Source organism: Peribacillus sp. FW305-BF15 (assembly GCF_058783805.1).
The window spans coordinates 98,510-119,754 of sequence record NZ_JBYSYV010000007.1 but is presented as its reverse complement, the minus strand read 5'-3'; the positions used below and the strand labels follow the sequence as shown (position 1 = coordinate 119,754).

Here is a 21,245-nt window from a genome sequence, read left to right as displayed (position 1 = left end):
GCACTTTTCCGATAAAAAAGAGGATGCCCCGATGGACATCCCCTTTTGCATTTTATTTAGTCAATGGATACAATCTTGACGCTCATTTCGCCGCCAGGTGTCATGATCGATACCTTGTCGCCGACCCTTTTCCCTATCAGGCTTTTCGCGATCGGGGAATCATTGGAGATTTTTCCTTCGAATGGGTCCGCTTCAACGCTTCCTACGATGGAATATGTTTCTTCATCACCATTTGGAAGTTCCACGAAGGTTACCGTTTTTCCAAGTGAAACTGTATCTGTATTCGAATCATTGCCTTCAATGATTTTTGCATTGCGGATCATGTTTTCGATCGTTGTAATACGTCCTTCAACGAAAGCCTGCTCTTCTTTTGCGGAATCGTATTCTGAGTTCTCGGAAAGGTCCCCAAAACTGCGGGCGATTTTGATTCTTTCCACCACTTCTTTACGTTTAACCGTTTTTAACTGTTCCAGTTCCTGTTCAAGCTTTAACTTACCTTCTTTAGTCATTGGATATTCTTTTTCAATTGCCAAAACCCTTCACTCCTTCAAATTCTTTACAGCAAGCATTCGCTGTGACAAGTTTATGTACTATATCGTGCTTAACCCTAAATCGAGTCAAAATATATAATTGCGCGACTTAAAAAGTCGCGCTTCGATACTAAGAAACAATCCGTTCCTTAGTATATAAACCGACTGCGGTGAGCAGCCGGTTCGTTCTGTATCAAGAATAGAGTATTGCGTTTTCCAACATTTGTCCAGTCTTTCCCATTAAATAAATGGGATTTTTAAATAAACGGAGGAAAATGGCACCTATCATTATTTATGCTATGTTATTACAAAAAAGACTTTTGTTCAAGGATTGTTTGAATTTTTGTCACCATAAGGTCAATCGCCACATGGTTTTGGCCGCCTTCTGGTATGATGATGTCGGCATAACGCTTCGTCGGTTCTATGAACTGATTATGCATCGGACGGACGACACTGATGTATTGTTCGATGACGGAATCTATGGAACGGCCGCGTTCTTTAATATCACGGGTCATCCGGCGAAGGATACGCAGGTCTGCGTCCGTATCGACATATAGCTTCATATCCATCAGGTCTCGCAGGCGCTCATCCTCCAGTACAAGAATCCCTTCAAGGATGATGACATCCTGTGGCTCAACTGTGATGACTTCTTCCGAGCGCGTATGGATCGAATAATCATAAACCGGTTTTTCTATCGTTTCATAGCGCAGCAATGCGTTAATGTGATCGATTAACAAATCATTATCAAATGCAAGCGGATGATCATAGTTCGTTTTCAGGCGCTCTTCAAAAGGCAGATGACTTTGATCTTTATAATAATAATCTTGTTCGATCATCAAGATGGAATGTCCTTGGAAGAATTCAAAAATGGAACGGGTAACACTTGTTTTACCTGATCCCGACCCTCCGGTAACTCCGATGACCACTGGTTTCTGTCTTGTCATATCAATTCTCCTTCCGCATCATATTGTTCACATAAACTCTATTATCTACTTGAATGCGGACAATTTGAAGCGGATGGCGGGCTGCCTCCAGCTCCTTACCTGACTCATCCCAGATCGTACCGATTTTTTGAGTGAAGTTTTCGATTTCCGGTCCAAAAAACTCCACTTCATCCCCAGGCTTGAAGAAATTACGTTGCTGCATGGTGACGATTTTAGTTTCCTCGTTGTAATCAAGCACCAATCCTGCGAAGTCGAAGCGAGTCTTTACGGTATGATTCCCGAACATTTGCTGTTTATACCCAGGAATTTCCCCTTCCATGAACGATGATGCCGTCTCACGGTTCGCACACTTATCAAGCTCTTCCAGCCATTCTTGTTTAATCTTGAAATTGTCGGGATCGGCACAATACGCATCAATCACTTTACGATACACGCTGACAACCGTTGCAATATAATGAATCGATTTCATTCTTCCTTCGACTTTTAAGCTGTCTATGCCAATTTCAATCATGCCAGGCAGTGATTCAATCAGCTTCAAGTCTTTTGGACTCATTGCGAATGGAGCATCTTCTTTATCGAATAAAGCCTTTTCCCCATCTTGATCCAGCTCATATAAATCATAATCCCAACGGCAAGACTGACAGCAGCCGCCGCGGTTCGAATCACGCGCCGTCATATGGTTCGAAAGGGTGCAGCGTCCAGAATAGGCAATGCACATGGCCCCATGAACGAAAGCCTCGATTTCGATATCGACCTTTTCCTTCATTTCACGGATTTCATCAGCACTCGTCTCACGTGCCAAAACAACACGCTCCAAGCCTTCCTCTTTCCAATACTGAACAGCCTTCCAGTTCGATAGCGATTGCTGTGTGCTTAAATGGATCTCGACTTTCGGAGCGACCCTTTTACAGGTTTCGATGATTAATGGGTCGGCGACGATGATACCATGGACCCCTGCCTCCTGAAGACCTTCCAGGTATTCATCAAGACCATCGATATTTTCATTATGTGCGAAGATATTTGTAGTTACATATACTTTGGCACCATATTTATTAGCGAATTCGACGCCTTCCTTCATTTCCTCAAACGTGAAGTTACCGGCATTGGAACGAAGGCCATATTCCTGACCGCCAATGAACACGGCATCCGCGCCGTAATGAACGGCAATTTTTAATTTTTCCAGGTTGCCGGCCGGAGCCAGCAATTCCGGTTTTTTTACAATGACTCTCTTTCCATCAACGATCTTGGAAATTTTATCAGCAATAGCATTCAAGGCTATTCCTCCTCTTTCTCTTACCCTTTTCTTTAATAAACCGATTCTTTAAAGAAGAACCCAGTATCCAACTCACGGTTATCCGGCTGAACCGCTTTGACTTTTTCAAAAAGTTCCGATTTGATATCATCATAGCGGTCAGGGTCTTCAGCATATACGTCAATCGCTTCCCGATATAACCTTGTCATTTCAATGACATATTCCGGAGTTTGTAGTAACCCTTCGATTTTCAGTGAATCAATTTCCGCTTCAATCAATTCCTGAAGTTCATCAATCATGCACATATCATTCGGACTCATGATATGTGTACCATTTTCATCTTCATAAATCGGGTATTTATTTTCGCGTTCCTTATCATGCAAGAACATATTTCTTTGTTCCTTCCGATTTTCCACTTCCAATGCCTTGCCTTGGTATTCAAAGTAATTACCTAGGAGCGTTCGCTTCGATTGGAACATGCATGTCATGCCATGCACTTGCACTTCAATCTCCACTTCGGCATTTTCCTTCATTTCCACGATCTCGTCCAGACTTATCTCACGGGCAGCAACGGCACGGACAGCACCGCGTTTTCCCCAGTAATTACATGTGTACCAGTTCGTTACCGTCATCTCTGTATTCCAGTGCAGGGGCATATCAGGTGCCACGGCACGGACAGCCATCAAGACTGCGGGATCACCGAAAATGATCCGGTCGGCACCAGCCTCTTTGAGGAATGTAACATACCCTTCAAGCTCGTCCACTTTTTCATTATGAAAAATGGCGTTCATGGATACGTACACTTTCTTGCCCGCAGCATGTGCAAGTTCAATTGCCTTCTCTACATCTTCACGATTGAACTCCCCTGCCAGCCTTAGTGCATAACGTTGTTCGCCAATGACAAAGGCATCAGCGCCAGCATCGATGAGTTCTGTTATATGATCGACACTTGTCGGAGTCACGAGTAATTCAGGCTTTTTCATTTTTGTCACCTCTATGTTTACTAATGGCCACACCATCACCAATCGGCAAAATTACAGTATCGAAATGGGGATGGTCATGTAACCAGATGTTAAAGTCTCTGATTTTTTTGATAAGAGCTCGCTTTCTTCTCGTCATTTCCATTTCTTCAATGTTTTCGGCAACCAAGCCTTTGAATAAAACATTGTCAGTAATGATGATGCCAGCATCAGCAAGGAATGGTTCAAACAGTTCAAAGAATCGCTTGTACTGCCCTTTAGCTGCATCAACGAAGATGATATCGAACGGGCCATGCTCCATCACTTTCGGTCCCGCTTCAAGGGCATCCCCTTCAATGAGGGTGATCCTTTCAGACAGTCCCGCCTTCTTGAAGTTAGCCCTTGCCTGCTCAATGCGGGCCTCATTCCGTTCAAGTGTGACGATTTGAGCTTCCGGAAGGGTCTCAGCCATCCTTATGGCCGAATAACCAATGGCCGAACCTACTTCCAATATCGCTTTTGGCTGATGAAGCCTTAAAATCTGAAGCAGCACTTCAATTCCTTCGGGCTCCATGATCGGCACATTATTTTCCATCGCAAAATCTTCCAACTCCTTAAGCAAACCCGTACGCTCCGGAATTAAGGAATGAAGATATTGTTCTATTTTTCCGTTCAAAACGTTTCCTCCATTTATAAGGAAAACAAAAGCGCTTGGTCAGTAACATGAAAAAATTGATTGAACAATTTCTTCACAAGGAGCTGAAACAAGTATGCTTGACGATCTACATTTCCTTATCTTTCAAAATAAAACCCGGCATTCGCCGAGTTACGTCACCGATAAGAATCGGATCAAAAATTCACTTGTACTATTCTATCATAAAAACAAGGGGAAAGTAATATCTCTCCCCCCTCGGTGTCCTTGCATTTTTTTATTTATTTATTGGAAATATGCTCTGCCTTTTTGTTATTGTGGTCATCCAAGGTCTTGGAGTAAAGGACTTCCCCTTCAGGTGTTGCCAAAAAGTACAGGTAATCCGTTTTCTCAGGTTTCAATACCGCATCGATCGATGTCGTTCCGGCATTTGCAATCGGCCCTGGCGGAAGCCCCTTGTTCTTATACGTATTATAAGGGGATTTCACCTCAAGGTCTTTATAATACACCCTGCTCTTATGTGAACCCTTCGCATACAAAACGGTCGGATCCGTTTGAAGCGGCATACCTTCCTTAATACGATTGTAAAAGACGGAAGCTATCTTTCCGCGATCGACTTGTGCCGTCGCCTCTTCTTCGACAAGCGAAGCGAAGGTCAGCATCTCGTGTACGGAATAATCGTTCTTATCCATTTGGCCCTCGTAAGCCTGCAAAGTTTCTTCGGTTTTCTTCAGCATCTCGATGACGATCGACTCCAGGGTCGGCTTTTCTTCATAAAAGTCATAAGTAGCTGGGAAAAGGTACCCTTCCAGCGGATATAAAACCTTTTCATTTTCAATTTCCGAGGTCAATAGCTGCGGAAATTGCTCTTGCATGGAATTAACGAACTTCTTATCATTCAATTTCTTGAAGACCTTTTTCGGATCTTCACCCGTCTTCCCCGCTATGATATCGGCAATTTGGATTAGCTGCTTCCCTTCAGGAATCGTTATCTTCATTGCCGCTTCCTTCATGAGTTTCCCGGTTTTGATGCTTGTGACAATATCTTCAATCGGCATCGAAGGTGATAATTTATACTCCCCTGCCTGAAAACCGGATTCATTGCGGAATTTAATATAATATTTGAATACGCGTGCGTCCTTGATTATTCCCTGCTCTTCAAGCAGAGTTGAAATTCCGTTAACGGATGAACCGATCGGGATTTTCACTTTCTTGATGGTGTCATCATCCGGATCGACTGGTTTCATGGCTGAGTTGATATATAAAAAGCCCACAAGACCAACTATCCCGATTAGTAAAATAAGCGAAGCGACCGTAATCATGATGATTTTACGAACCAGCTTGGCTTCTCCTTGCTGTTCTAACAATTTCATTCGGATATGTTCCTTTTTAGATAGATTTTTATCTTTTTCATCCATGTTCATTCCCCCTGCAAACTCACACCAACTACAGAATGGTTTCTAGATGATGCTTTTCTCTAATTAATCTTTGCTTCGAACATTATACTAAAATCAACAAATAATTACATGTTTTTTGCAAAACTACATTCATCAATACTCTATTTATGGCAAAAATGCACTAGTTTTGTCAATATACAGGTATTATTTAATAGGAAAATGGTGATATCTTTGTCTACAGTTTATTTGAGGGCATATTAATTTCCGCTCCAGGCATTCCCTTTGATGCGTTTTTCCCGCAGAGACCCCCTACCTTACTCCCCAATCAACTATTTATTAACTTAGAAACCATACTCGAGGAGTTGATGGTGCTGCTTGGGGTCAGTTGGTTCGGGAACATCATTTGATGAAAGATATATTTCCGAACTCCTTTTGCCCACAGTCTTTTTATGGCTTGTACAATTTAGACGTTGATTTACGCTCCAGGGACTCGCTTTCCGCGGGCGGTCCGGGAGTCTCCTCGGCGCTTTTGCGCCTGTGGGGTCTCCCTTGGACACGTATTCCCGCAGGAGTCTCGCCCCTTCCGTTCCAATCAACTTTGTAACCCTTTAGTCTAAAAAAGTGGCTCGGAATATCACAGCTGAACAATGAAATGTTATTTGGTGGTGGACTTACTTTCCACTTCAGATTCTCGCTTTCCGCGGACTGTCTCGGGAGCCTTCTCGGCTTCCGCCTGCGGGGTCTCCTTAGACACACTTTTCCCGCAGGAATCTCGCACACCCGCTCCAATCAACTTTGTTTTAATTATACTCTGCTAAAAATGTTTCCTGCATGTGTTGGCATTTTAGGGAATGACAGAAATATTCATATAGGAATGCCATAATGATTTGAGGAAAAGGAAAGGTGTGAAGGAGTTGGATCAGTATTATTTTGTAGGTTGGGGGACATTGGCACTCATAAACGCCGGACTTGCTCAAGGAAAAAATAGAACGGCGCTGAATTGGTTCTTGCTATCATTATTTTTGGGTCCGTTCGCTACTTTTATGCTTTTATTCGCAAAGAAAAGATAAGGGGTTACTGGTACAAAAATGAAAAAAACGACCTTCATGTCTACAGTTTATTATGGGTTTGTACAATTTGAACGTGATTTCCACTCCAGGTACTCGCTTTCCGCGGGCGGTCTCGGGAGCCTCCTCGGCTTTCGCCTGCGGGGTCTCCTTAGACACGCTTTTCCCGCAGGAGTCTCGCACCTTCCGTTCCAATAAAATTTTATAAAAAATTCAGATTGTAACCCTTTTGGCTCGGAGTGTCACAACCCGACCATAAAATGTTATTGGTGTTAGACTGAAATTTCCACTCCAGGTACTCGCTTTCCACGGGCGGTCTCGGGAGCCTCCCTTGCTTCCGCCTGCGGGGTCTCCTTAGACACGCTGCTCCCGCAGGAGTCTCGCACTTCCGCTCCAATCAACCTAAAATAGTTTCGTTTTAAAAACAACAACCTTTACGAAAAGAGCCAAAAAAAAAACCGACCTTTAGGGGCCGGTTTTTTTCTTTTATTCTTCTTCAGCTTCTTCTTGGTCAAGGAATGTATTTAACATTTCTTCGACAAGATCCCACTCTTCTTCTGTTTCGATCGGTGTAAGTTCACCATCTTTATTATCTTCGCTCGGTACGAATGATGAAGCGTGGATTTCAATTTCTTCCTCTTCATCTTCTGCAGACATCGGATAGTAAAGTACATAAGATTTGTTGAATTTATCTGAGTCGAATGTGAAAAGGATTTCGCAAAGCTGCTCGTTTCCGTTTTCATCTACTACTGTAATGTTGTTTTCGCCGTGTTCCATTTGTTATTCACCTCATATTGAATTTGTTTGTCTGTCCAAGAATCCTTGCAGAATCATGACAGCTGCCATTTTATCAATGACTTTCTTGCGTTTGCTTCGGCTCACGTCCGCCTCAAGAAGGACACGTTCAGCCGCCATAGTTGTCAACCGTTCATCCCAGAGAAACACCGGCAGCTTGAATTTGTATTCTAATCGTTTAGCGAAATCTTGGCTGATCTCGCCTCGCGGTCCAACAGTCCCATTCATGTTCTTAGGTAAACCGAGGACAATTTTAGAAACATCATGCTCTTTTATAATTTCATTGAGGCGTTTAAAGCCGAAGTCATTTCCAGCTTCGTTAATTTTGATCGTTTCCAAACCTTGTGCAGTCCAGCCCATCGCGTCGCTCAGGGCGACGCCGATGGTTTTTGAACCTAAATCAAGTCCCATTGTGCGCATTAGTATTCCTCTCGATGGTTCTTAAGATACGATTTAACCAATTCTTCGATGATTTCATCGCGTTCAAGCTTACGAATAATGTTTCGAGCATCCATATGGCGCGGGATGTAGGCCGGGTCACCAGATAATAGATAACCGACAATCTGGTTTATCGGGTTATAACCTTTTTCCTGAAGTGCAACATACACTTGAGACAATACTTCTTGTACATCTCTTTCGAATGGTTCTTCGGGAAAATTAAATTTCATCGTTTTATCAAAGGAACTCATTAACATGCACCTCTCCTCAGCGTCCAAATCCACTATTACCTACATTGTACAACACTTTCCATTGATTATGAAATCGATAAGACCCATTCTTCAACAAAATTAAGTGCTGCATCCAATTTTTCAGGGTCTTTTCCGCCGGCTTGGGCCATATCTGGACGTCCGCCACCGCCACCGCCGCAACGGGAAGCAACTTCTTTTACCAATTTACCAGCATGGAAACCGCGGTCGATGTAATCCTTGGTCACCCCGGCAATCAAATTGACTTTATCGCCTTGGGCCGAGCCTAATACGATAATGACAGAATCGAGCTTTTGTTTCAAATCATCCGCCATGGCACGCAGATTATTCATGTCGGTAGCTTGAACCTTCGCCACCAATACTTGAACACCATTTACGTCTTTTACGTTAGAAACAAGACTGCTTGCTTCAATATTACTTAATTTTGCAGTAAGGCTTTCATTCTCGCGATGAAGATCCTTCACTTCAGCCAGTACCGTTTCAATTCTTGAAGGTACGTCTTTCAAGTTCGTTTTCAATTTAGCAGCCGCGTCCTTCAGGACACCGATTTGATCGGTCATCAATTTGTACGCCCCGGCACCCGTTACCGCTTCTATACGGCGAGTTCCTGCACCGATGCCGCTTTCGGAAACGATTTTGAACAAGCCGATCACCGCTGTATTCGGAACGTGGACACCGCCGCAAAGTTCCAAACTGTAATCGCCTATTTGAACGACACGTACAATCTTGCCGTATTTTTCGCCGAACAAGGCCATTGCGCCCATAGCCTTGGCTTCTTCGATGTTTTTATAATCCGTATTCACTTGTAAGCTTTGCCAAATCTTTTCATTTACAATCGTTTCGATTTGTTCAATCTCTTCCGCAGTTATCTGGCCAAAATGAGAGAAATCGAAGCGAAGGCGTTCAGCCTGTACGAGTGAACCCGCTTGGTTGACATGTGTACCAAGCACATCTTTCAACGCCTGATGCAAAAGGTGCGTCGCTGTATGGTTTTTCGTGATATGGATGCGATTTTCTTGATTTACCGCAGCAACGATATGGGAATCTGCTGTTAATGTGCCGGCAGTAACTGCTACACGGTGCAGATTTTGGCCATTAGGAGCTTTTTGGACATCAAGGACATCAACCTTCACCGATTCACTGGCCATCGTTCCTATATCGGCTATTTGTCCGCCGCTTTCCGCGTAGAAAGGAGTCTTGTCCAGTATCACTTGAACTTCTTCTCCTTCTTGTGCCTCCGTTACAAGCTCGCCATTTTGTATGATGGCGGCAACTTTGGCTTCGACAGCAACTTGATCATATCCGACAAATTCACTTTCAACTTTAATATCGCCCAATACCCCGCCTTGGATTTGCATGGAATCAACATCTTGACGCGCTGAACGGGCACGTTCACGCTGAGCATCCATCTCTTTTTCAAATCCAGCTTGATCGACCGCCATGCCTTCTTCTTCTGCATACTCTTCCGTTAACTCAATCGGGAAACCATATGTGTCATATAAACGGAATGCATCGCTGCCCGGAATGGTCGTATTGCCTTTTTCCTTTTCCTTTTTAATGACTTCAGAAAGGATGGACAGTCCATCATTCAGGGTTTCATGGAAGCGTTCCTCTTCATTTTTGATTACTTTTGCAATGAATTCTTTATTCTTGAGGACTTCAGGATAGAAGTCTTTCATGATTTCACCGACGACCGTCACAAGCTCGAACATGAATGGTCGGTTGATGTTGATTTGCTTAGCATATCGAACCGCTCTGCGAAGTAAACGGCGCAATACATAACCGCGGCCTTCGTTGGATGGAAGAGCCCCGTCACCAACTGCAAAGGCTACCGTACGAATATGGTCGGCTATGACTTTGAATGCCACATCTTTTTCTGAATCAACACCATATTTTACATCGGATATCTCTTCGACTGCGCGGATGATTGGCATGAATAAATCTGTATCATAGTTCGTCGCCACATCTTGAACGACGGAAGCCATACGCTCAAGGCCCATCCCTGTATCGATATTTTTCTTTGGAAGCGGTGTGTAAGAACCGTCCGGATTATGGTTGAATTGAGAAAATACAAGATTCCATACTTCCAGATGACGTTCATTTTCCCCGCCTGGATATAGTTCCGGATCATTCGGATCATCGCCATATGCTGGTCCGCGGTCATAGAAAATCTCCGTATTCGGACCGCTTGGACCTTCCCCGATATCCCAGAAGTTTTCTTCCAGGCGAATGATCCTTTCAGCAGGAACACCGATTTTCTTATTCCAAAGTTCAAATGCTTCATCATCTTCAGGATGGATCGTCACAGCCAATTTATCTTTATCGAACCCAATCCATTTTTCATCGGTCAAAAATTCCCATGCCCATGTGATGGCTTCTTCTTTGAAATATTCACCAATGGAGAAGTTTCCGAGCATTTCGAAAAACGTATGATGACGTGCCGTTTTTCCCACGTTTTCAATATCGTTTGTACGGATCGCCTTTTGAGCATTCGTAATCCTTGGATTTTCAGGAATCACCCGTCCATCAAAATATTTCTTTAACGTCGCCACCCCGGAATTGATCCAAAGCAATGATGGATCTTCATGAGGAACCAATGACGCACTTGGTTCGATGTTATGTCCTTTTTCACTAAAAAAGTCTAAATACATTTGGCGGATTTGAGCACCAGTTAAATACTTCATATATATATCCTCCTTTTAAAAATTATGTAATTTTGAGCACACAAAAAACCCCCATCCCAAAAACAGGGACGAGAGTTGACTCGCGGTACCACCCTGATTATGGACGCAGGAATTCATCCCAGGTCCATCACCTTCATAAAAGCCTTAACGCGGCGTGACGGCAGGTATTAGCTGCTCTCAGGACTAGCTTTCTGCTGCTCTTCACCTGGCAGTCCCTTTCAGCCTGGGGGACCCCTCTCTTTAGATGGACTTCAGCATACTTCATCCTTCAACGAATTATCTTATGTTATGGATTATATTCACAAGACTTTTATTTGTCAATAAGGGGCGGCTTCTTTCTAAAGTGAACGCGGGCATGAAGTACAAAAACTTTCAACACAGCCAAGATGGGAATCGAAACGACCATGCCGACGATACCGCCTATTTCGCCTCCGGCCAATAATGCAAGCATGATGAACAGCGGATGCATATGAAGGCTTTTACCGACTATTAGCGGAGACAGGATATTTCCTTCGAGAAATTGAAGGACAAGCACGATGACCGCGATGATCAACACCATTTTCACTGACATTGTCGCGGCGATGACCACAGCAGGAATGGCCCCAATAATCGGTCCGAAATACGGAATGACATTCGTTATTCCGATTATCGCCCCCAAAAGAAGCGGATATTTCATTCCGGCTATCCAGAAGAGCAGCGAGGAAATCAAGCCGATCACGACACAGACGATGATTTGTCCGCGGATATAGCCGCCAAGCGATGCATCGACATCACGAACGAATGCCCGTCCCTGATTGCGCCATTTTTTCGGGGTCATATACCATGCCATTTTTTTTAAAACGGTGAAATCTTTCAGGATATAAAAAGCAATGAAGGGAATCAACGCAATCAGGACGATGAAATCAATCATCTTCATTGCATACTCCATCGCCTTTTCCGGTATACGCTTCAGCCAGCCTTCGAAAAGGGTGACACCCTCTTCGAATCTTTCATGAATTCCGAACGGCCAGGCCGCCGTTTGATGATTGAGCTTATCAATCCTGCCCCGGTACTGTTCAACCAGTTCCGGCACGCTTTCCGACAGCTCGCGAACCTGGCTGACGATCACTGGAATCCCTTTATAAACGGCAAAACCGATCCCCCCGAAAAACAACAAATAGATGATCGTGATCGAAAGCCAGCGACGCATCCCTTTCTCATTCAAATATTCCACTACAGGGTGCAGCAAGTAACTGATGAACGCACCGACCAAAAAGGGCAGCAGCACCGTCACACATACAGTAACGGCAGGTCCCCACATGGGCTTAAGTTTCATAAAAATATAGATGACGAAAAATAAGAGCAATAAAAAACCCAGGCGATAAAACCACTTTAGCCGAATACTCACAATAAACACCCCCCGCTCATTTATTCTTCGAAAGGCGGAAGGTTTTCATACATAAAAAAGAGTGCCCTCATTATCAGGACACCCATTCCTGCTATAATAATGACTTTAATCTTTTGCGTATTTTCTTCATGTTCCGTTTGATCATCTTCGAGTTCATCAAGTCCGAACCCATATTCATTAGAGTATTGCGTGAACGTCTAGCCATTGCAAACACCTCTTCCGTTATTTACATACCGAAGCGGCGGTCATTTTCCTCAAACAAATCGTCCAATGAGCTTAAACTTCCATCTTCCTCGACTTGATGCGTATTGATGAGCCCTTCGGACAGAGTCATTTCAATAAAGCAATTCCAACAATAATATTGATTTACGCCAATCTTCCCAACATCTTTACTGCGGCAATTCGGACATTTAATTTCCAAAATGGACACCTCACTGTTCATAAACTGAAACAATGATGGTATCCTTCCCTAATGCAGGCGGCTGTTTTGATTCTATCACTGTCGACTCCGAGAAAAACCCATCCGTTGTTTCATACGCTATAATCGTGCCCATTTTTTCCTTGAAATATACATCCTGCAGTAAACCAAGTTCTTCGCCCATTTCTGAAAACAGCATGCGTCCCAATACTTCGTCCTTCGAAAGGCAAATGGAATCCGCAGGCACTTTCCTTAAGGTTGAATCTTGGTGGCTGATGACGATCCCATCTGGACCGAATGAAGAAATCTCGTCAAGTTTCAAATGAAAAGCTCTTTTGAACAATGCTTGCTGATGAACGACCAAGCCAGTTACCTGTCCCATTTCGGAAATTGATAAATCGTGGACCGTGCCGATTCTTTCTCCTTTGATTGTGAAAACCGGCATTCCTTTCAATAAAGAAAACGTCCGCAAGGTCATCCCGCCTTTCCGAACATTTTTATTATCTCTTTACTACTGAAAATAGATGTGCTGAAAGGTTTTCCATTGTTGGTCCGACACAGGGGCCATACATAAAAAAAGGCTGTTTTCACATACTTTGTTGCTATTTACCAGGTAGTGAGTTGTGGTTGATTTCCCCTCCAGATGCTCGCTTTCCTTGGTGCGGGCGGTGAGCCTCCTCGGCGTAAACGCCTGTGGGGTCTCACCTGTCCCGCTGCTCCCGCAGGAGTCTCGCACTTTCGCTCCAATCAACCTTAAATAGTTTCGTTTTAAAAACAACAATCTTTACGAAAAAAAAGACCGGTTTCCCGGTCAGACCCACTGCTTTACCAGCCCCTGCTGGCACCTCCGCCACCGGAACTTCCTCCGCCGCCGCCCCGTGGACCGCCGCTTCCGCCTCCACGGCCGCCGCCGCCGCGACTTATGAATATCAAAAGGATATTGATTAGCGTTTGAAGGAAAAACCCTTTAAAGAACTTGGCATCGAGGATGAATACGATGATGACGACGATGATAATGAGGAAAATCTGTAAACCAGATGGCTGAAAGGTTTCTGACTCGGGCTGAACGGAGAGATCTTGATAAAACTCGTCACCTAGGTTGTATTCTTTCGTGACGTCATTATATACAGCCTTATAGGTCTCCGTCAGGGCAACATCATATTTACCCTCTTTCAGCGCGGGGATAGCCACATCATCCAAAATCTGTCCAGATTTTATATCGGTGATGGCCCCTTCCAAACCGTACCCAACTTCAATACGGATTTTCTGTTCTTCCATGGCCAGCACGATGAGGACTCCATTGTTCAGCTCGGCATCACCAAGCTTGAATGATCTTAATGCCTCGACCGAGTACTCCTCGATTTCGGATCCTTCCATCGAATCAACCGTCAAAATGGAAATTTGTGCTTTTGTGGCATCATCCAATCGTTTCCCTAGTTCGATGAGTTCCGATTTTTCCTGATCATTCAGGACTCCGGCGAAGTCCTGAACATATATATCCCCCACTGGTTCAGGAATGTTAGGTTGTGCTGCGGCCACGTTTGCTAAACTGAACGTGAGAATGAAGAATAGCGCAAACACAGCGAGTTTTTTCATTATTTATCGCTCCCGAAATCAACCTTTGGCGTTTCTTTTTCTTGATCGGTCACTTCAAAATATGGTTTGGCATCAAACCCGAACGCTCCTGCCATCATATTCTTCGGAAAGCGTTTAATCATCTTATTATAGTTGGTAACTTCATCATTATAGTCTTTTCGTGCTACCGTCAGCCGATTTTCCGTGCCTTCCAAACTATCCATGAGACCCTTAAAGTTCTCATTGGCCTTTAAGTCCGGATAGTTCTCGACAACAACCAAAAGACGGCTCAAGGCCCCGCTCAATTCTTGATCGGCTTCAATTGCATCTTCGGTCGAATTGGCACCTGCCAGCTTCGAGCGTGCATCACTCACCGCTTTAATGGCTTCCGTTTCATGAGCGGCATAACCCTTCACCGTTTCAACAAGATTCGGAATCAAATCCGCTCTTCGTTTTAATTGGTTATCCACCTGTGACCATTTATTATCGACGTCTTCACTGGCACTAACAAGTCCGTTGTACGAAGATGTGCCATAAATGACCAGTAGAACGACAACGACTATCCCGATTATCCAACCTTTTTTCATCAAATCCCCCCTGCTTACATATAAGTTATATCCTTATTAGTTCCACCAAAACCATGAATTTTAAACAAAATCAATCAAAAAGAACCTACATAAAATCATATGGCGTGACATTCTCCATCCCGATCATCGGGTCAGCATGCATAAGAATATCAAGATAACTTGCCTCTTGATGTACCTCTCCCTTTTCGACCGGCATTTCTTCTTCACTCAAGATCTCCAGCAGCTTTTCACGCAAAGTCGTTTTCCGGCGCATCTCATCATTACGCTCGATCCCTAAACGGAATGCATCTTCTTCACCACATAGGATCAAGAAATTTTTACTGCGGGTAATCGCCGTATACAATAAATTACGGCGGAGCATCCGGTAATAACTTTTCACTACAGGTAAAATGACGATGGGGAATTCGCTTCCCTGCGATTTATGGATGGAGCAGCAATAGGCATGTGTAATCTGGTTCAAATCCTGCTTCGTGTAAGTCACTTCGATGCCTTCGAACGATATGATCACTTTATCGACAGAATCGGTATTTTCTTTAGCGAACAATATGGACACAATTTCCCCCATATCGCCATTAAAGACACCCTCCTCCGGCTGGTTCACCAGTTGTAGCACCTTATCTCCGGTTCTAAATATCACATCGCCGAATTTTATTTCCCGCCGCTTCTCATTCGCATTGCTATTGAACACTTCCTGAAGCATTTTATTCAGTGCATCAATTCCGGCAGGCCCTCTATACATGGGAGCCAGCACCTGTATATCTTTGGCCGTGAAGCCTTTCGTCCTGGCATTGGCAACCACTTTCTCGATTACTTGGGGGATTTGATTCGTTTGACAGCGAATGAACGATCGATCTTCCTGCTGTTTCGTGACATCATCCGGAAGCCTTCCTTTTTTGATTTCATGGGCCAATTCAATGATCGATGACCCATCAGCTTGACGATATATATGTTCGAGACTGACAGTCGGCACACAATTCGATGCAAGCAAATCCTTTAAAACCTGCCCAGGGCCAACAGATGGCAGCTGATCTTCATCACCAACCAATATCACCTGGACATTTTCCGGCAGAGCTTTAAACAATTGATGGGCCAGCCACGTATCCACCATTGAAACCTCATCGATAATCACGATACGGCCATCCAGCTGATTATCCTCATCATGGGAAAAGCCTTCACTCCCGTTCCACCCCAGCAAACGGTGGATCGTGACTGCGGGGAGCCCCGTCGACTCGGCCATGCGTTTCGCTGCACGGCCAGTAGGAGCCGCAAGTACGAATGGAAAGGGATCGCTTCCTTCTTTTTTATAATCGTTAATGTCCATGGATACACCATGCAGCTCTGCATATAGCTCAACGATGCCTTTGATGACTGTCGTCTTACCTGTACCCGGTCCCCCAGTCAAGATTAACATCGGCGATTGCAAGGCTGTCTGGATCGCATCCTTTTGGGCCGGGGCATAGGAAACATCCAGCCGCTCTTCCAGCTTCCCAAGTGCCAGCAAGAACTCCGATTCAGGGAACTGGTCCTCATACTCGGTTTGAGCAAGCAGCCGCTTGATATTCATCACGATTCCCTTTTCCGAATAGAATAGCGAAGGCGGATAAATTCGTTGATCCTCGACAACGATTTTCCCCTCTTGCGTCAATTCGATTATTTCCGAGGAAATGTTGGTGAACTCAATGCGATCCCGTTTATTTTCCTCCAGCAGCCGTTTGACCGCTTCCAAGAGCTGCTCGGCTTCTATGTATATATTTCCGTCCTGGAGGCATTGGGATTCAAGCGTATACAAGCACGCAGCCTTGATTCGGTCGGGGTGGCTGCCGGAAATGCCCAGCTGATGCCCAAGCTCATCCGCCCGTCCAAACCCAATCCCTTCAATATCCTCTACGAGCTTATACGGATTCCCCTGAACCATCGTGATCGTATCCTGCTTATACATTTGATAGATTTTCATCGACAGCTGCGGACCGAAGCCATATTGATTCAAGGCGATCATCACCTGCTCCAGACCTTGATGCTCGACTAATGTATCATAGAGGCCTTTTGCCTTTTCCCCTGATAGCTTCGGGATATCATCAAGCAGCGAAGGCTGAGCCAGAATTTTTGAAATGGCCTTATCACCCAGTGTCTCAACAATGCTTTCGGCTGTTTTTTTCCCAATGCCCTTGAAAAGGTCACCTGATAAATAACTGACGATGCCTTCCTTGGATTGAGGCAGATCCTTGCGAAAATGCTCTACATGGAATTGAAGGCCAAAACGCGGATGTTCCTTCATGGCCCCATAAAAAATATAGATCTCATCCTCATGCATCCTTGGAAAATAACCTGTTACGACCGCTTCCTTCTCTTCATATTCCAGATTCGTTTCATGCACACGAATTCTCACAACCGAGTACATATTTTCTTCATTATGAAAGATCGTCACTAAATGACTGCCTTTCATGAACTTTTTCTCTTCTGAAAACAAATCCAACGAATCTTGCTGGCTCAACTCTTCTCCCCACCTTTCCATGCATATGCTTTTTATTTACTCAGCATTCATTTCTTCCATCAGTTTCTTACCGTGCGCAGCAAGCATATGGTCAGGCTGTGCTTCCAAAGCCTTATCAAAATAAACCATCGCGGCTTTCGCATCCTCACGATACCCTGCAAACGCAACACCTAAATTATAATAAGCATCCGCATGGCCCGGATCCTGTTCCACAACTTTATTCAGTTGATTGATCAATTCATCATACAATTCCGCATTAGCAAGACATAAAGCATATTGGAATCTTGCATCAACATCCTCAGGGCTCAGCTCCACCGTTCTCTGCAGATAAGGCATCGCCAATTTCGGTTGATCCAATGCCATCAATGTCAATCCAAGCATGAAGTAAGCATCGCTGTTATCCAGTCCCAGACGGATGGCCTTTTCAAACATATCCTTCGCTTCGACCAGTTTAGAATCGGATTCATAATATAAGTTTCCTAATGAATAGTACGCCGCTGCTGCATTTTCATCCAGCTCGATCGCCTTTTTGTAAAACTTGACCGCTTTATCCGTTTCACCGACGGCAGTCAATACATTCCCAAAGTTTATGTAAGCAACAGGCTCATTCGGATTTTCCTCGATCGCCTCATTAAAAACTTTCGCCGCTTCTTCGTATTTCCCTTGCTGCATAAATTCAATACCTTGTTGATTCTTATCCATATCCATTCACACTCCATTTTTATATTAAAAAGTATAGCATAAGCCAGTGGTCAAATTCAGGCGGTCACCCGCAATCCAAAAGAAGTCCCCAACCGCAAACACAGCTGGGGACATGATTATTTTACCCTACGTAAGTCAGTTTTTCACCTTTTTTAAATACTTCATCAATCGTACCGCCGCCAAGGCATACTTCACCATCATAGAAGACGACTGCTTGTCCAGGTGTGATTGCGCGGACTGGCTCGTCAAAGATGACTTCGACATCACCATTGTCCAAGACCTTCACCTTAACACCGCTATCGTCTTGACGGTACCTGAATTTTGCCGTGCATGTGAATTCATCGGCAGGCGCATGTTCCGCTACCCAGCTGACATTGACTGCACGAAGGGAATTGGAATACAGCACATCATTATCAAAGCCTTGACACACATACAATACATTGCGCTTCAAGTCTTTTCCCGCAACAAACCAAGGATCGCCGCTGCCGCCAATTCCCAGACCGTGACGCTGACCGATCGTGTAATACATCAATCCGTCATGTTTGCCCATAACCTTGCCATCCATCGTGACCATATCACCGGGCTGAGCTGGGAGGTAATTGCTTAAAAACTCTTTGAAATTGCGTTCACCGATAAAACAGATTCCTGTAGAATCTTTTTTCGCTGCCGTGGCAAGACCCGCTTCTTTCGCAATTTCACGGACTTCCTTCTTATCAATGTGTCCAAGCGGAAACATGACTTTTTCCAACTGTTCTTGAGTAAGCTGGTTCAAGAAGTACGTTTGATCTTTATTATTATCGATACCGCGCAGCATTTTGTATTCGCCATCCCGGTATTCAACCTGTGCGTAATGACCTGTAGCCACATAGTCGGCACCAAGGCTTACCGCATGTTCAAGAAAAGCCTTGAACTTGATTTCCTTATTGCACATTACATCCGGATTCGGGGTACGGCCCGCTTTATACTCATCCAGGAAATAAGTGAAAACTTTATCCCAATACTGCTTCTCGAAATTGACCGCATAATAAGGGATGCCGATTTGATTACAAACGGCAATTACATCATTGTAATCTTCGGTTGCCGTACAGACTCCGTTTTCATCTGTATCATCCCAGTTCTTCATGAAAATCCCGACCACATCATAGCCTTGATTCTTCAATAGCAGGGCTGACACAGAAGAATCCACGCCTCCTGACATACCCACGACGACGCGGGTGTCCTGTGGTGCTTTTCTCATTCTGTCACCTCATTTATTTTAAAGTAAGAATTATCTTCTCACTAATCTATTAACGATTTTAACGGTGGTTTCTGCCGCCTGCCTTACTTCCTCTTCCGTGTTGTTCAGACCGAAGCTGAAACGGATCGAATTCTTCGTCCGCTCCGAATCTTTCCCGAACATCGCCACAAGCACATGCGACGGATCGATTGACCCGGCAGTACAAGCGGATCCGCTCGATACAGCAACACCTGCCAAGTCCATATTTACGAGCATCGATTCCACATTCGTACCCGGAAAACTAACATTCAGCAAATGCGGCAGCGACTGTTCCATGGATCCGTTAATTTCATATTGTACATCCGCCTCATCAAAGACGGCAAGCAATACGTCTTTGAATCGCTTGTATTGCTCCTTTTTCTTTTCCATCGTGCTCTGTGCAATTGAAACAGCTTCTGAAAAACCGGCAATTGCCGGCACACTCTCCGTACCAGCACGGCGCTTGCGTTCTTGCTCCCCGCCATATAAATGCGGATTCAGCTTCAACCCTTCACGAATGTAAAGAAAGCCAATTCCCTTGGGACCGTTGATTTTATGCGCGGATACACTCAGCAAATCCACACCCAGCTCACGAACGTCGATAGAGATCAAACCATATGCCTGGACCGCATCCGTATGGAAAATGGCTTGGTGACCCTTGAGCACCTGCCCTATTTCAGCAATCGGCTGGATCGTACCCACCTCATTATTGCCGAACATGACCGAAACCAAAATCGTGTCGTCCCTCAATGCCGCCTTTAAATCGGCAATTGAAATAAGCCCCGCCTCATTCACAGGTAAATATGTGACCTCAAAGCCAGACTTCTCAAGGTATTGGCAAGTATGCAAGACCGCATGATGCTCAATCTCCGTCGTAATGATGTGCTTCCCTTGTTCTTTATAAGCATTCGCAACACCAATGATCGCCGTATTGTCAGCCTCGGTTCCGCCGCTCATGAAAATGATTTCATTCCGCCCGGCACCGATGCTCGCTGCAATACTCGAACGCGCCTCATCCAAAACATGGCGCGCCTCCCGTCCGAAAGCATGAATGCTCGACGGATTTCCGAAAGCATTGCTCATGACCCTCATCATCGTATCGATTACATTCGGATGCATCGGTGAAGTCGCAGCATGATCTAAATATATTCTGTCCACTTTTTTGTCGCCTCCATTAAAAAACGCAAGCGCCTACATAAATAGGCGCATTGCTGATCAATTAAATATAGTACATATAAGAATCGATTTCACCCGTATCCTTGTAGCTCGCCAAATCCATAAGCGTCGTATTATCCAATACATCCTTCACGGCATCGCGAATCCTGATCCAAAGCTGACGCTTCACTGGCTCTTCATCCTCGATTCCCTCAACAGGCGTAATCGGCCCTTCCAATACACGAATGACATCACCTGAAGTAATCTCCTGAGGATCTTTGGACAGGACATACCCGCCATATGCACCGCGGACACTCTTCACCAACCCCGCATTACGAAGCGGCGCAATCAACTGCTCCAAATAATGCTCCGACAAATTATGCGTCTGGGCAATCGATTTCAAACTCTTCGGGCCTTCTCCATAATGTTTAGCAAGCTCGATCATGATCGTCAAACCATAACGGCCTTTAGTAGATATCTTCATACATATACACCTCAAATTATTTATCCGTTTCTAAATTCTTTTGAAATTATAGCATATTCCCGCCGGAAATGCATTCACCCGCCCTTCCTTTGTCAAATTATCCTAATTGGAGAGGTAGGATAAGTGGAAATAAAGAATGAAATGTAAACCGTTCGAGGGGATGATCGAATTATTCGCTCGTGAGGCTAGATCGATTGATAACCC

The 21,245-nt window shown here is 44.5% G+C and carries 20 protein-coding genes; all 20 read right to left on the bottom strand.

Going from position 1 to position 21,245, the window contains the following annotated elements; translation table 11 throughout:
• Positions 1-56: 56 nt before the first annotated feature.
• Positions 57-533, bottom strand: a complete 477-nt coding sequence (greA, locus tag AC3WLU_RS09290) for a transcription elongation factor GreA (protein ID WP_412995442.1) — start codon at positions 531-533, stop codon at positions 57-59.
• A gap of 302 nt (positions 534-835) precedes the next feature.
• Entirely contained in the window at positions 836-1,474 is a 639-nt protein-coding gene (gene udk / locus AC3WLU_RS09285) for a uridine kinase (RefSeq protein WP_063575632.1), read from the bottom strand.
• Between the two features lies 1 nt (position 1,475).
• Positions 1,476-2,747, bottom strand: a complete 1,272-nt coding sequence (locus AC3WLU_RS09280) for a peptidase U32 family protein (protein ID WP_034308621.1) — start codon at positions 2,745-2,747, stop codon at positions 1,476-1,478.
• A gap of 32 nt (positions 2,748-2,779) precedes the next feature.
• Complete coding sequence (locus tag AC3WLU_RS09275; RefSeq protein WP_492597181.1) at positions 2,780-3,709, bottom strand: peptidase U32 family protein; 930 nt, start codon at positions 3,707-3,709, stop codon at positions 2,780-2,782.
• Positions 3,696-4,361, bottom strand: a complete 666-nt coding sequence (locus AC3WLU_RS09270) for an O-methyltransferase (RefSeq protein ID WP_095678541.1) — start codon at positions 4,359-4,361, stop codon at positions 3,696-3,698. The genes AC3WLU_RS09275 and AC3WLU_RS09270 overlap by 14 nt, the downstream gene beginning before the upstream one ends.
• 257 nt (positions 4,362-4,618) lie before the next feature.
• Complete coding sequence (gene mltG / locus AC3WLU_RS09265; RefSeq protein WP_413009805.1) at positions 4,619-5,755, bottom strand: endolytic transglycosylase MltG; 1,137 nt, start codon at positions 5,753-5,755, stop codon at positions 4,619-4,621.
• A 1,532-nt stretch (positions 5,756-7,287) separates the two neighbouring features.
• On the bottom strand, positions 7,288-7,578 hold the full coding sequence (locus AC3WLU_RS09260) for a DUF1292 domain-containing protein (protein WP_034308630.1): 291 nt from the start codon (positions 7,576-7,578) through the stop codon (positions 7,288-7,290).
• Positions 7,579-7,590: 12 nt separating this feature from the next.
• Positions 7,591-8,016: a Holliday junction resolvase RuvX gene (gene ruvX, locus AC3WLU_RS09255; protein ID WP_413001096.1), complete on the bottom strand. Its 426-nt coding sequence runs from the start codon at positions 8,014-8,016 to the stop codon at positions 7,591-7,593.
• Complete coding sequence (locus AC3WLU_RS09250) at positions 8,016-8,285, bottom strand: IreB family regulatory phosphoprotein (protein WP_034311358.1); 270 nt, start codon at positions 8,283-8,285, stop codon at positions 8,016-8,018. Before AC3WLU_RS09250 ends, ruvX begins: the two co-directional genes overlap by 1 nt.
• Positions 8,286-8,350: 65 nt before the next feature.
• A complete protein-coding gene (alaS, locus tag AC3WLU_RS09245; RefSeq protein ID WP_268565104.1) occupies positions 8,351-10,987 on the bottom strand; it encodes an alanine--tRNA ligase in 2,637 nt (878 codons plus the stop codon).
• Positions 10,988-11,297: 310 nt separating this feature from the next.
• The gene (locus tag AC3WLU_RS09240; RefSeq protein ID WP_034308639.1) at positions 11,298-12,374 is read right to left on the bottom strand and encodes an AI-2E family transporter; all 1,077 of its coding nucleotides are present in this window, start codon (positions 12,372-12,374) and stop codon (positions 11,298-11,300) included.
• A gap of 226 nt (positions 12,375-12,600) precedes the next feature.
• The gene (locus AC3WLU_RS09235) at positions 12,601-12,816 is read right to left on the bottom strand and encodes a YrzR-like zinc ribbon domain (RefSeq protein ID WP_034311361.1); all 216 of its coding nucleotides are present in this window, start codon (positions 12,814-12,816) and stop codon (positions 12,601-12,603) included.
• Positions 12,806-13,264 carry a PRC-barrel domain-containing protein gene (locus tag AC3WLU_RS09230; RefSeq protein ID WP_176548612.1) on the bottom strand — a complete coding sequence of 153 codons (459 nt, stop codon included), beginning with the start codon at positions 13,262-13,264 and terminating at the stop codon, positions 12,806-12,808. Before AC3WLU_RS09230 ends, AC3WLU_RS09235 begins: the two co-directional genes overlap by 11 nt.
• Positions 13,265-13,617: 353 nt before the next feature.
• Positions 13,618-14,388 (bottom strand): TPM domain-containing protein, encoded by a 771-nt coding sequence (locus tag AC3WLU_RS09225; protein WP_063575626.1) that lies wholly within the window; start codon positions 14,386-14,388, stop codon positions 13,618-13,620.
• On the bottom strand, positions 14,388-14,957 hold the full coding sequence (locus AC3WLU_RS09220; protein WP_492597180.1) for a LemA family protein: 570 nt from the start codon (positions 14,955-14,957) through the stop codon (positions 14,388-14,390). The genes AC3WLU_RS09225 and AC3WLU_RS09220 overlap by 1 nt, the downstream gene beginning before the upstream one ends.
• 82 nt (positions 14,958-15,039) lie before the next feature.
• On the bottom strand, positions 15,040-17,445 hold the full coding sequence (gene recD2, locus AC3WLU_RS09215; protein ID WP_492597179.1) for an SF1B family DNA helicase RecD2: 2,406 nt from the start codon (positions 17,443-17,445) through the stop codon (positions 15,040-15,042).
• A 36-nt stretch (positions 17,446-17,481) separates the two neighbouring features.
• Complete coding sequence (locus AC3WLU_RS09210) at positions 17,482-18,147, bottom strand: tetratricopeptide repeat protein (RefSeq protein ID WP_063577666.1); 666 nt, start codon at positions 18,145-18,147, stop codon at positions 17,482-17,484.
• Between the two features lie 121 nt (positions 18,148-18,268).
• The gene (mnmA, locus tag AC3WLU_RS09205; RefSeq protein ID WP_492597178.1) at positions 18,269-19,384 is read right to left on the bottom strand and encodes a tRNA 2-thiouridine(34) synthase MnmA; all 1,116 of its coding nucleotides are present in this window, start codon (positions 19,382-19,384) and stop codon (positions 18,269-18,271) included.
• Between the two features lie 30 nt (positions 19,385-19,414).
• Positions 19,415-20,560: a cysteine desulfurase family protein gene (locus AC3WLU_RS09200; protein ID WP_492597177.1), complete on the bottom strand. Its 1,146-nt coding sequence runs from the start codon at positions 20,558-20,560 to the stop codon at positions 19,415-19,417.
• 61 nt (positions 20,561-20,621) lie between these two features.
• Complete coding sequence (gene cymR, locus AC3WLU_RS09195; protein WP_034308657.1) at positions 20,622-21,041, bottom strand: cysteine metabolism transcriptional regulator CymR; 420 nt, start codon at positions 21,039-21,041, stop codon at positions 20,622-20,624.
• Positions 21,042-21,245 lie beyond the last annotated feature (204 nt).